The 13,245-nt window shown below is 47.3% G+C and carries 10 protein-coding genes; 5 read left to right on the top strand and 5 right to left on the bottom strand.

Annotation, left to right across the window (positions count from 1 at the left end; all coding sequences use genetic code 11):
- Positions 1 to 8: 8 nt before the first annotated feature.
- Positions 9 to 446 (bottom strand): dUTP diphosphatase, encoded by a 438-nt coding sequence (gene dut, locus T495_RS0114360; RefSeq protein ID WP_028903371.1) that lies wholly within the window; start codon positions 444 to 446, stop codon positions 9 to 11.
- A gap of 151 nt (positions 447 to 597) precedes the next feature.
- Between dut and dgt the strand changes: the two genes are divergently transcribed.
- The 5 genes from dgt to T495_RS0114335 are packed head-to-tail and all read left to right on the top strand — an operon-like array spanning position 598 to position 8,876.
- Complete coding sequence (gene dgt / locus T495_RS0114355) at positions 598 to 1,935, top strand: dGTP triphosphohydrolase (RefSeq protein ID WP_028903370.1); 1,338 nt, start codon at positions 598 to 600, stop codon at positions 1,933 to 1,935.
- 10 nt (positions 1,936 to 1,945) lie between these two features.
- Complete coding sequence (gene miaB, locus T495_RS0114350) at positions 1,946 to 3,277, top strand: tRNA (N6-isopentenyl adenosine(37)-C2)-methylthiotransferase MiaB (protein ID WP_033149207.1); 1,332 nt, start codon at positions 1,946 to 1,948, stop codon at positions 3,275 to 3,277.
- A gap of 22 nt (positions 3,278 to 3,299) precedes the next feature.
- Positions 3,300 to 5,126 carry an ABC transporter ATP-binding protein gene (locus T495_RS0114345; RefSeq protein WP_033149179.1) on the top strand — a complete coding sequence of 609 codons (1,827 nt, stop codon included), beginning with the start codon at positions 3,300 to 3,302 and terminating at the stop codon, positions 5,124 to 5,126.
- The gene (locus tag T495_RS0114340) at positions 5,110 to 6,909 is read left to right on the top strand and encodes an LTA synthase family protein (protein ID WP_033149178.1); all 1,800 of its coding nucleotides are present in this window, start codon (positions 5,110 to 5,112) and stop codon (positions 6,907 to 6,909) included. Before T495_RS0114345 ends, T495_RS0114340 begins: the two co-directional genes overlap by 17 nt.
- On the top strand, positions 6,906 to 8,876 hold the full coding sequence (locus T495_RS0114335) for an LTA synthase family protein (protein WP_033149177.1): 1,971 nt from the start codon (positions 6,906 to 6,908) through the stop codon (positions 8,874 to 8,876). The genes T495_RS0114340 and T495_RS0114335 overlap by 4 nt, the downstream gene beginning before the upstream one ends.
- Here the strand turns inward: T495_RS0114335 and T495_RS0114330 are convergent.
- From T495_RS0114330 to T495_RS0114315, 4 genes are read right to left on the bottom strand one after another with little or no spacing between them, the layout of a single operon-like run.
- Positions 8,850 to 9,728 carry a hypothetical protein gene (locus T495_RS0114330; protein ID WP_033149176.1) on the bottom strand — a complete coding sequence of 293 codons (879 nt, stop codon included), beginning with the start codon at positions 9,726 to 9,728 and terminating at the stop codon, positions 8,850 to 8,852. The genes T495_RS0114335 and T495_RS0114330 overlap by 27 nt on opposite strands.
- An 18-nt stretch (positions 9,729 to 9,746) precedes the next feature.
- Complete coding sequence (locus tag T495_RS0114325; RefSeq protein ID WP_033149175.1) at positions 9,747 to 10,550, bottom strand: alpha-1,2-fucosyltransferase; 804 nt, start codon at positions 10,548 to 10,550, stop codon at positions 9,747 to 9,749.
- A 3-nt stretch (positions 10,551 to 10,553) separates the two neighbouring features.
- The gene (locus T495_RS0114320) at positions 10,554 to 11,486 is read right to left on the bottom strand and encodes a lysophospholipid acyltransferase family protein (RefSeq protein ID WP_033149174.1); all 933 of its coding nucleotides are present in this window, start codon (positions 11,484 to 11,486) and stop codon (positions 10,554 to 10,556) included.
- Between the two features lie 20 nt (positions 11,487 to 11,506).
- Positions 11,507 to 13,183, bottom strand: a complete 1,677-nt coding sequence (locus T495_RS0114315) for a phosphoethanolamine transferase (RefSeq protein WP_197020406.1) — start codon at positions 13,181 to 13,183, stop codon at positions 11,507 to 11,509.
- Between the last annotated feature and the right edge of the window lie 62 nt (positions 13,184 to 13,245).

Raw genomic sequence — 13,245 nt, 5'->3', positions numbered from 1 at the left:
TCTTATCATTACTTCACGCCAGTATGTCCATATCCTCCCTCACCACGTTCGGTCTCATCAAGCACCTCCACAGAGACAAACTCTCCCTGTTCATGACGAGCTATCACCATCTGAGCAATACGCTCACCATCCTCGACTACAAAATCCTCGTTCGAAAGGTTGATAAGCACGACACCAATCTCACCTCGATAATCAGCATCGATAGTTCCTGGGGTATTCAGAACTGTAATACCCTTCTTGAGTGCCAGACCGCTACGAGGTCTTACCTGAGCCTCATAGCCAACGGGCAAGGCAATATGCAAGCCTGTTGGAATCAGACGGCGTTCCAGAGGTTTCAGGGTAATCGGTTCGTTTATATTAGCTCTCAGATCCATGCCAGCACTCTGCTCAGTAGCATACTGTGGCAATGGCTGGTGACCTTTGTTTACAACTTTAATTTTCAGCATTCTTTAAAATATTATTTTAATCAATGTGCAAAGGTAGTGCTTTTACCTAAGAAATTGCCTTTTTGAACCCCATTTTTTTGATTTTTTCGTTAATTTCTGCGAAATATGCGGCTACTGCGCGTATTTTTCGTACCTTTGCACCCTGATTATGATGAATTGGCAACAACTGATATCGAACAAGCGCCTTGGTCAGGAGCATCGCCATCCTGAGCGCCACGACGACAGAACAGAGTTCAAACGCGATTACGACCGTTTGATTTTCTCTGCTCCATTCCGTCGGCTTCAGAACAAAACCCAGGTCTTTCCCCTCCCTGGAAGCATCTTCGTGCACAACCGCCTCACCCATTCGCTTGAGGTAGCCAGTGTGGGCATGTCATTAGGCAATGATGTGGCTGCTCAGCTCATCAAGAAGCATCCGGAGTTAAAAGACGGTCTGTTTCAGGAGATTGGACAGATTGTGGCAACAGCTTGTTTAGCTCACGATTTGGGCAATCCACCTTTTGGTCATAGTGGCGAGAAGGCTATCCAGTCTTTCTTTACCGAGGGTGCTGGCAACGAGTTGCAACGTCAGGTGAGCTCCATCTTCTGGAACGACATGGTTCACTTTGAGGGAAATGCCAATGCGTTCCGTTTGCTCACCCATCAGTTCAAGGGGCGTCGTCCAGGTGGTTTTGTCATGACTTATTCCACTCTTGCAAGCATCGTTAAATATCCATTCTCTTCGAGTGCAGCAGGCAAGAAAGGTAAATTCGGATTTTTCGATTCCGAAAAATCCTATTACCGCCGTATTGCCGAAGAATTAGGAATCCCTTGCAAATCCGAGATTGGCGAACCTTTACATTACGCCCGTCATCCATTAGTCTATCTCGTCGAGGCTGCTGACGATATCTGCTATGAAATAATGGACATCGAAGACGCCCACAAACTTAAAATAATTTCACACGAAGAGACTACCCAACTTCTGTTAGCATTCTTTGACGAGGAGACCAAGATCCACATCCAACAGCGTATCGTCGAAGAAGGCGTAACGGATAACAACGAAAAAGTGGTATATCTGCGTGCCTGCGTGATTGGCAAGCTCGAGAACGAATGTGTTCGTGTATTCGTAGAACACGAAGATGAGATTCTCAGCGGCGAGTTCCAAGGCAGTCTCATCGACCATATCAGCGACACACCACAGAAAGCTTACAAGAACTGCTGCACGCTTTCTGTTGACCGTATCTATAAGAGTCGTCCTGTACTCGACGTAGAACTATCTGGTTATCAGATTATCCAGACTTTAATGGAGAAGTTTATCAATGCAGCGGTTCATCCTGAACGCTTTTACTCTAAGCACCTCATCAGTCGCGTATCAAGTCAATACGACATCGATGCCCCCGATCTTGAGACACGTATCATGGCTATTATCGATTATATCAGCGGTATGACAGATGTCTATGCACTGGATGTCTTCCAGAAGATTAATGGCATATCGCTACCTCTTATTTAACGATTGAATGATGAAGAAATTATATATTGAAACGTATGGCTGCCAGATGAATGTGGCAGATTCCGAAGTAGTTGCATCAGTGATGCAGATGGCTGGTTACGAGACCACCGAGAACCTTGAAGAGGCTGATGCCGTATTCTTAAACACCTGTTCTGTTCGCGACAATGCCGAGCAGAAGATTTTTAATCGTTTGGACGCATTGGAGGCAGAACGTCGCCATCGTCAGAAAACCCATCCAGAGAAAGAGCGTATGCTCATTGGTCTGTTAGGCTGTATGGCAGAGCGCGCTCAGCAGGATCTGCTCGACAACCACCATTGCGACCTCGTGGCTGGTCCTGATGCGTATCTCTCGCTGCCCGACCTCATCGCACAGGCCGAGACTGGTCATAAGGCGATGAACATTGAGCTCTCAACTACAGAGACGTATAAAGATGTTGTACCCCAGCGCATTGCCATGGGGCATAAGATTGGTGGCTTCGTCAGCATCATGCGTGGCTGCAACAACTTCTGTCACTATTGCATTGTACCTTATACACGTGGTCGTGAGCGTAGTCGCGATATTGAGAGTATCCTGCGCGAAGTACGCGACCTATACGAAAAAGGTTATAAGGAAGTAACCCTGTTGGGCCAGAATGTCAATTCGTATAAGTTCGAAGACATCAACTTCCCCACCTTGCTCCGCAGAGTGGCCGAGGAGGTGCCCACCATGCGTGTGCGCTTCACTACCTCGCATCCTAAGGATATGAGCGACGAGACCTTGAAGGTCATCGCCGAAGTTCCCAATGTATGCAAGCACATCCACCTGCCAGTACAAAGTGGCAGTGATCGTATTCTGAAGCTGATGAATCGCAAATACACACGCGAGTGGTATATGGATCGTGTCAACGCTATCCGTCGTATCATTCCAGATTGTGGCCTTTCTACAGATATCTTCGTAGGCTATCACTCTGAGACTGAAGAGGATCACCAGTTGTCACTCTCATTGATGCGTGAGGTTGGCTACGACTCTGCTTTCATGTTCAAATACTCTGAGCGTCCAGGCACATACGCCTCAAAGCATCTGCCTGACGATGTGGCTGAGGAGGAGAAAATTCGCCGTCTCAACGAGCTCATCGCGTTACAGACAGAAATTTCGGCCATCCAGAACAAGAAGGACGAGGGCAAAGAGTTCGACGTGCTGGTTGAAGGATTCTCAAAACGCAGTCGCGAACAACTCTGCGGACGCACTGAGCAGAATAAGATGGTCGTATTCGACAAAGGCAGCCACCACATTGGTGAGATTGTCCGTGTCCGTATCACAGGCTCCACCAGCGCCACCCTTTTTGGCGAGGCATTGAGCTAATGATTTAAAGAACAGTTTTAGCATGAAAGAATTTCTGAACATACTCCAGCGATTTGTACCCCCTTACAAAAAGTATCTGGTATTATCGATTGTGTTCAACATCCTGTCAGCCCTGCTCAACATCTTCTCGTTTGCAGCGCTGATTCCCATCCTGCAGATTCTGTTCCAGACCAGCGATGCCAAGACGGCTACTGCGCTGATGGCATGGGACTGGACAAACATCCAGGAGGTATTGATGAACAACATGAACTATTACGTCAATGGTCTGATAGCCGATTATGGTCAGACCACCACCTTGTTACTGATAGGAATCTTTCTGGCCGTCACCACCTTCCTCAAAACAGGAGCTTATTTTCTTTCGGCCGCAACTATCATCCCTATTCGTACAGGTGTGGTTCGCGATATCCGTAATCAATTGTACCAGAAGATTACAGCCCTGCCATTAGGTTTCTTCTCTGAGGAGCGCAAGGGCGATATCATAGCCCGTATGAGTGGCGATGTACAGGAAATCGAGAACTCCATCATGGCATCGCTGGAAATGCTGTTCAAGAATCCTATCCTAATTATCTCCTACTTTGCGGCCCTCATCTTTATTTCATGGCAACTCACCGTATTTACTCTTGTCATAGTGCCCATCATGGGGTGGTTTATGGGATACGTAGGTCGCCGTCTGAAACAAGCCTCCATCAAGGCACAATCGCTTTGGAGCGACACCATGAGTCAGGTTGAAGAAACCTTAGGTGGTCTGCGCATCATCAAAGCCTTCTGTGCCGAAGATAAGATGAATAAACGCTTCGACGCTATCAACTCAGCCTATCGCGATGACATCATGCGCGTTAATATCCGCCAGTCGTCAGCCCATCCTATGAGTGAATTTTTGGGCACCATCCTTATTGTCATCGTCCTCTGGTTCGGAGGAGTATTGGTATTAAACTATCAGGCCCTTTCAGGTCCTATATTCATTTATTATATGGTAATGCTCTACTCCATCATCAACCCTCTAAAGGACTTTTCCAAGGCTGGTTATAACATCCCAAAGGGACTGGCCTCGATGGAACGCGTAGATAAGATTCTGATGGCCGAGAACGTCATCAAGGAGCCAGCTGCCCCACAGCATATTGCCAGCTTTGAGCACCAGATAGAATTCCGTCATGTATCATTCAAGTACGGCGAACAGTGGGTACTGAAGGATATCAACCTCGTCATCCCCAAGGGCAAGACTATTGCACTGGTTGGACAGAGCGGTAGCGGAAAATCGACAATGGTCGATCTGATTCCCCGTTACTACGATGTTCAGGAAGGCGAGGTGCTCATCGACGGCATCAACGTCAAGGACTTAGGCATCCACGACCTGCGTCAGTTAATTGGTAATGTGAACCAAGAGGCTATTCTCTTTAATGATTCTTTCCGCAATAACATCTCGTTTGGTGTGGATAACGCTACCCAGCAACAGATAGAAGAGGCTGCCAAGATTGCCAACGCCTACGACTTCATCATGGCATCTGAACAAGGTTTTGATACCAATATCGGTGATCGTGGCGGACGTCTCTCTGGTGGTCAGCGCCAGCGTGTGTCTATCGCTCGTGCCATCCTGAAGAATCCCCCAATTCTGATTCTCGACGAAGCCACCTCTGCTCTCGATACAGAAAGCGAGCGATTGGTTCAGGACGCCCTTGAGCGCCTGATGAAGACACGTACCACTGTGGCCATAGCCCACCGTCTGTCTACCATCAAGAATGCCGATGAAATCTGTGTGCTGCACGATGGTCAGATAGTAGAACGTGGCACCCACGACGAACTATTGAATAGTAACGGCTATTACAAGAAACTCCATGAGATGCAGAGTTAAGTTCCTACTGGGTACCTATCTGTGGACGCTGTTGGTGTTCATCATGGCCAAGATATCCTTTATGCTCTTTTGTCAAGAGGAGCATCCGTTTGCCCTTACCGACATGTGGCAGGTTGTATGGCATGGATTAACACTCGATTTATCAACAGCGCTCTACTTCCTGATTCTACCCTTCCTCTTGTCGATAATCAGCATCTGGTACTGGGCCAAATGGCTCACCTATATATTGCGTGGCTACTTCGTGCTGATAGCCATCGCCTTCGCCTTGGCTTTTGTGGCTGACACAAGTCTGTACCCGTTCTGGGAGTTTAAGCTTGACGCCTCATGCCTGCAGTATCTCGAAACGCCTACAGAGGCTATGGCCAGCGTATCGTCTGTCTATCTTGTTTGGCGTTTCTTAGCCATCGCTATTGCGAGCATTGTCATCTATGGTGGCTATCGACCGCTCATGCTACATACGGCATGTTGTTCTTCACGCCAGTGGCTGGAGCTTCTCGTCTATATCCTCACCATACCGCTCATTGTAATTGGTATCCGTGGTGGGCTGGATGAGTCGACCACCAATATTGGGCAGGTGTACTACTCGCAGAACCAGTTTCTCAACCACTCGGCTGTCAACCCCGTATTCAGTTTTCTGTCGTCGTTCGAGAAAACTGCCAGCAACATCGTCGACTACGATTTCTATACAGAAGATACCTGCCAGCAGCTGATGGCAGATTACTACACCACCACCTCTGTCGATACTGATACACTGCTAACGACCAACCACCCTGATGTCATCATCATCTTGATGGAGAGCGCCGGCGAGGTCTTCGCCAAGGGCATGCCGCGCCTGCAACAACTCAAGCAGGAGGGCATCAACTTTGCCAACTGCTTTGCTAACTCATGGCGCACAGATCGTGGCACCGTCTGCACCTATAGCGGCTATCCATCCTTCCCCACCTCATCGGTCATGAAGATGCCCAATAAGACACGTGCCCTCCCAGGCATCGCTTCTTCACTGCAGCAGGCTGGCTACGCGACCACCTATCTCTATGGTGGCGACATCAACTTCACCAATATGCGCAGCTATCTGATAGGAACCGGCTTCAGTCAGCTTATCTGGAAGGACGACTATAAGGACGACGAACGCAACTCTGCCCAATGGGGAGTGCGCGACGATATCACCTTCAAAACCCTGTTGTCGCTCATCAAGCACCCCTCAGACAAACCCCGTTTCATAGGCTATTCCACCCTCAGCAGTCATGAACCATGGGATGTACCTGTCAAGAAATACGACGACGAGATACTCAATGCGTTCTATTATCTCGACTCCTGCATCGGCGAGTTTATCGACCAGCTTAAACAGTCGCCCCAGTGGAAGAACACGCTGGTCATCCTGCTGCCCGACCATAGCTACGACTATGCAGGTGCCAACCAGACACAGCCAGATCGCAACCGTATCCCTATGGTTTGGACAGGTGGCGCCATCAAGGGTCCCAGACAAATCAACACCATCTGTAATCAGACCGACTTGGCAGCTACGCTGTTGGCACAACTGGGTCTGACGCATAACCAGTTCCGCTGGAGCCGCGACATACTCAGTCGTTCTTATCAGCACCCCCTCGCCATGCACACCTATCGCAACGGATTCTCCGTGACGGATTCTACTGGTTTCATGGCATATGATTTCGATGTCAATAGAATAGTAGCCGATAAAAGTACCGACAGCCAACGCTTAGAACGTATCGGCAAAGCCATCCTACAGGCTACTACCAAAGATTTAAAGGAATTAGGAAAATGAAGCATATCAAACTACCCAGTCTTCTCATGCCCTTATACACCACCCTCCGCAATCTGTTGGTAGTGTATGTGGTCTATTTTATCGCACGTATCGCCTACCTGCTGGTTAATTTCAGCTACTTAGGCCAAGGTCTGACATTCAGTCACCTGATGGAGATGCTGGGTGGTGGTTTGGTGTTCGACACCTCAGCCATCCTTGTCACCAATATCCCCTACATCGTTCTGATGTTACTCCCCTGGCATGGCAAGGAGAATAAAACCTACCAACGCATTTGCCGTATGGTCTATCTGTTTATCAATGGTGTCGCACTGGCCATGAACCTCTGCGACAGCGTTTATTTCCAGTACACCATGCGCCGTACCACCAGTACGGTATTCAGCGAGTTTTCCAACGAGGGCAACTTAGGTTCCATTTTCCTGACAGAAACCCTGCGCCACTTTTATTTGGTGCTGCTCTTCGTGTTCATCATCTGGGCCATGTACAAGCTCTATTGCCAAACAGGTCTGCGCAAGCAGCAACTGCGTTGGCTCACCTACGATGCCAGCAACCTGTTATCGTTAGCGGTTTTTGCCCCCTTTGTGATAGCAGGCATCCGTGGTGGTTTTACTACTGCCGTACGTCCTATCACCATCTCAAACGCTAATCAGTACGTTAATCGTCCTGTCGAGGCCGCCTTGGTACTCAACACCCCATTCTCGATGTATCGCACCATTGGCAAAGCCGTCTTCGTGGTACCCGATTATTATGCAGATGCACAGGAGATGGCACTGGTTTATTCACCCATCCACGAGCCTGTTGATAGTCTGCCCATGCAGAAAAAGAATGTGGTGGTACTGATTGTTGAGAGTTTTGGTCGCGAGTATATCGGTGCCTTGAATAAGAACTTAGAGAACGGACGATACAAAGGCTATACACCTTGTATCGACTCTCTCATCAGTCAGAGTATCACCTTCAGTCGCTCGTACTGCAATGGTCGTAAGAGTATCGATGGCATGCCCAGCGTACTGTCGAGCATCCCCATGTTTGTAGAGCCCTTCTTCCTTACGCCCGCCTCGATGAATCATGTCAGCGGTATCGCCAGTCTGCTGGCTGGTGAAGGCTATCAGACGGCCTTCTTCCATGGTGCTCAGCGTGGTTCCATGGGATTCCAGGCATTCTCTCGTGCCACCGGTTTCCAGGACTACTTTGGTCGTGAGGACTACGATGCCGACAAACGTTTTGGCGGTGATGCCGACTTCGATGGCATGTGGGCCATCTGGGATGAGCCATTCCTACAATACTACGCCACAAAGATGTCGGAGATGAAAGAACCCTTTATGACAGCAGTCTTCACGGCCAGCAGTCACCACCCCTATGTCATCCCAGAGAAATACAAGAACACCTATCCAGAAGAGGGCATCATCATTCACAAGTGTATCCGCTATACAGATATGGCATTAGGCAAGTTCTTTGCGACCGCCAGCAAACAGCCCTGGTTCAAAAACACCATCTTTGTGCTCACCAGCGACCACACCAACCTCTCCGACCACGCCTACTATCAGACCGACTTAGGAGGTTTCTGCTCACCCATTATCATATATGAGCCTGGGCGTACGGATTGCCAGCCAGAAATACAAGATAAGATAGCCCAGCAGATTGATATCCTACCCACCATCATGGGCATGCTCCACTATCCCAAACCCTACTTCGGCTTTGGTATCGATGTACTCAACACCCCTGCTGAAGATACATGGGCAGTCAACTATCTCAATGGTATCTACCAATATGTAAAACACGGTCATGTGCTACAGTTCGATGGACAGCACACGCGTGCCGTATATGCGTTGCAGGATTCGCTGATGCGCCACAACCTGAAAGGCAAGGTAGCCCAGCAGCCTCAGATGGAACGCGAGTTGAAAGCTATCATCCAGCAGTACATGGAACGCATGACGCAAGACCGTCTAACCCCGCAGAGCATTGTCAAATAAATACTTGTGATGCTTAGCCTTAAAACAGCTATCAATCCGTTTTTTCAGTCTTCTCGCTGTACTCGATCGGTGAACAAATACGGGTGTTTTACATAACTTTTCCACATCGATGGCAGCCACAGCCTCCTGCACGGAAAGACCTTTCATATAGGCATTCACCATCAGATTGTTGGCCATCGTCACCCAATCCGACTTATTACCCCAATAGTGACCTATCAGATCTTCGGCTACTTTCAGATTGGTTAACTCATAAAGAGCTATCGACAACGCATATTGCTCTATCACGATTCTTTCAGCATCATCGTCCAGCATACCATCACAAAGAGTTAGCGCTAAACGACTGACTTCTTTCAGTTTTTCTCTGGGTATAGCTACTACACCAGCATTATACATATCGTGCTGCAATCCCAGTGTGACGCCACCATACGTATGTGCAGCCACCTTCTTCCACATACGTAGTGTCTTCGTTTTCATACTTGAAGGATGCCCTTCGTTCAGATGCATCATCCCATAGCCTGCGTCAAGCCGTTCCTTCAGAACTTTCAGTGATCCATACAGGATCGTATCTGTATCCAGATACATGAGATGGTCGTTAGGAAAATGGTTAGCCATATATTCAATGGCCTTAATCTTCACTCGCCAAAAGAAGTCCTTGTCACCCTTCCACTTATTGATTATTTCATCTGTTACAGCAATGGTTTCTACCCCACTGCTCTTGTAGAGTTCTGGATGTGTTGTCATCACAAATATGCGATCATCACTTTTTAACTGTTTCTGGAATGTACGTATAGACAGATATGCCTGTATATGGTGAACTGGCTGCTCACCAAAAATCATATAGAAGATATTCATTATCCGTTTATTTTTCTATCAATAAATATGCCTAAACAAATCATCAAAATGCTTAAAGTCTTGGGAAGTAAATTCCTTCACAGGATTTTCAATCCAATACAAGGGTGTTTCATGATACATGGATGCCACCAACGTAAACGTACTGGGAGCACCTATCAGATAGTGACAATGTGACAGTAGACACAAGTCTTCGCCTGGATTACCATCAGGAAACACCACCTGGCAATCGCCTAACTGCTCACGATAGTAGTCACGATTCAGTTTAGGATCATTGCCACAAATATATACCGTTATCCGCTCGTTTGCATGCAGCTTCACGAAGTTGAGAATCACATTCACATACTGCTCATCCGAATAGAAGAAGCGCCCACCATAGAAACGAGCATAGTCACCTCGACGGATATGTATGCCCAGTCGGATGCCATCACCTAACAACGGTTTCACCTGCTGTTCCACAGCATCGTTGAAAGCAAAGAGTGTTATAATCTCCTGTTTGTATTTCAGAAAAGCATCATACCAACGTGCCTCCCATCCAGTCACCATCAACAGATTGCGTGCCAGCATCTGCTGCTCATGGGCGCGATAATCACCATCCTTCTCATCAAAATGTAAGGTAGGAATCAGTCCCCATTTGGCTGCATACTTTGCAAAAGCATACGTCAGGAAGTTGTGATGTGACGTCCTACAGATATGGAAATACGGGTATTTATAAGCGAAACGCATAGACATGGTTTGACGCCCATGCTCTCTGCCCCAGGCATAGAAATGTCCGTACTGTAGGATATTATTGGCCATACGGCCTTTATCGTGAACAAAAATCATACTTTATTTCTCATTTCTTGGTACAACTTTACCATCCACCACTTTGAAACGACGCTCAAACTCCTCACGTGTACGCTTCCAGCGGTTATGACTCCAGAGCCAGAGTTCTGGTTGACGACGGATATTCGCTTCCAGCATCTGGTGATAGATATCTGTAGCTTCAAACTCCTTCAACTGCTCCGGATGACGTGTTATCAACTTAAACTCTGCCTCGTAGTATCCTCTCTTAGTCTGAGTCACCTCGAGAAAGAAGAGCGCTTGGCGATTCTTAATGGCAATACGTTCCGTACCCGTCATCACAGGCGTATCATGATTCAGGAACCAGCACCAATGGTGGATATTATTCCAATGCGGCACCTGATCGCCGATATAACCAAAAATCGTCAATTGGTTCTTACGTTTGTATTCAACGGTCTTACGCAGAATATCCACCAGTGCAATGCACTCTGCACCCCAGCGCTGACGCTGATTCAACAAGAGTTTGTCGAAGATTGGATTTTCGAGAGCATGATACAACTGCCCGCAATGCAACTTTTCCGACACGCTGAAAGGCAGCGATGTAATCCACTCCCAGTTGAAGGTATGGCCCAGATAGACAGCCACCGACTGACCTTCCTCGGCACACTGGTTTACCACGTCAGTCCCTTTAAAAACCATCCTCCGACGTATCTGCTGATTACTCATCGTCATGGTCTTCACCAATTCCACAAAATAGTCGCACAAGCGATGGTAGAACTTACGCTCTATCTCACGCAGTTCTTGCTCACTTTTCTCCGGAAACGACTCTGTCAGGTTCTTACGCACCACTTTCACACGATAGCCTAACAGCTTATAAAGTATCAGGTAGATAAAGTCGCTGAACAGATAGTGTACCCAGAACGGCAGTAAAGAGAACACATACCAAACGAATCGAACGATATAATACAATACTTTCATGCGATGTTAAATATCAGAACTCAATTATCATCAGCGATACGTGCCTTTCCCTCATAAGTCAGGAGGTCATCTCGCTGATATTTGTATGATGCAGAAGCCAGAGAGGCCTGCTCATCATAGTGGTTAGAATGAATATCAAATAATCCACACATCAGTTCGTACAGCAAGTCGTTAGTCCAATAACGATCGCGATTAGCTTTCAGGGCTTCTGCCCGTTCAGGGTGACATGCCAGATACTCATCACTCATGGTCACAAACAGTGGAATACGCACGTTACCGAAACCATCAAAGTTTGGTGAGCGATGACGATCAGGAATGGTTGCATGGTCGCTGAAATAAACCATAGCCTGTAAGTTCAGCTTCTCTGTGGCATACTCGTAAATATGCTTCAAGAGTGTATCCGTGTAATGGAGCGAATTATAGTAATTCAGTACATCATCCTGCACATCAGGCTCTCCCCAAACTGTGGCTTCACTCGGATAACGGCTCAAGAAGTTGAAGTGACTTCCCATCAGATGGAACACAACCAGATTATTCTGTTCTGGATCCAGTTCATCAAGAAAGCTCAAAAGTGCTTCATCATATTGCACCTTACCTAAATCCTCACTTGTCCACTTTGCCACATCTGAGGTATTTGCCACAAGGGTAATAGGTGTGTCGCTTGCTCCGAGAATCCCTTGATTGCTGAACCAATGTACCTGATAGCCTAACTGATGAGCCATATCTATCACAGAGCACGAATCATAGAATTGTTTGCCATTGTACTGATTATATTCTGTCAACGACTTCTCCAACACCTGAACCGTATGCATGGTGCAACTGTAGGCATTGCGATAAATCACCGAATGGTTCACATCCTCAGCCATCTCTCGCATCCAAGGTGTTGTATCGTATTCCATCGGCTTGAAAGCACTCATATGATCACGTGAACCTGACTCGCCAACCACCAGAATGATTGTAGAAGGGCGCTTAAACGGTTTCCCTAACGGAGTCACATGAAGGTCCTTTAATCGTAATTCCATTTCGGTCAGATAACGCTGGTTATTAGCAGCGTATTCCTTTACATCCAACCACAATCTTATGATACCAGAACGCACAAACATCCCCCTATGAGGTTTTATAATATACCAGCCAAAGAATATAGCTGCCGCAGATAAAAGCGCCATCTCAAAAGGCTGCTCCTTCCATAACATGGGCGAATCGGCATTTACTACAAAAAGCATAGCCAAGAGCGAAACGACCAATAGAAAGATCAGAACCACTTTCCACCACGGATAGGATTTTGCGAACTCAATCACCTCATTAGGATTTGTGTCGTGCATCAGTTTCATGCCATTCACATCCACACATGTGCCATAAAGGCCACCATATACCACCTGTGCCAACAGAATCACTAACACCACATACTCTATCAACGCAGCAACATAACCAGCTCCAATAGTCCAAAGAGCAGCCAGTAATCCAAAGAAATACATACCACATGAGATGTCACCATAGTTTTCGTAATCAGGTGATGACTTGCGATAGGTGATATGATAGAGTAATGGGTAGCAGAGCGCCCACAGGAAGCCTACTATCCAAGCGGTGATAATACCCAGCTGAAATGGATTAACACCAGCAACTACAAACGGCGCCCAGACGACAACAGTCCCAATCAGAAAGCGTCTTGTCTGCTGTCCCTTTGCATAACTCGCCATACCTTTATTACAAGTGTAATAAATCAGGCAACTGGCAGCAAACACAAGCAAAACGCCCAATA

This window comes from Prevotella sp. P6B1, from assembly GCF_000702825.1.
GTDB lineage: Bacteria > Bacteroidota > Bacteroidia > Bacteroidales > Bacteroidaceae > Prevotella.
Note: the sequence above shows the minus strand (reverse complement) of the source record. Positions and strands in the feature narration are given on the sequence as shown.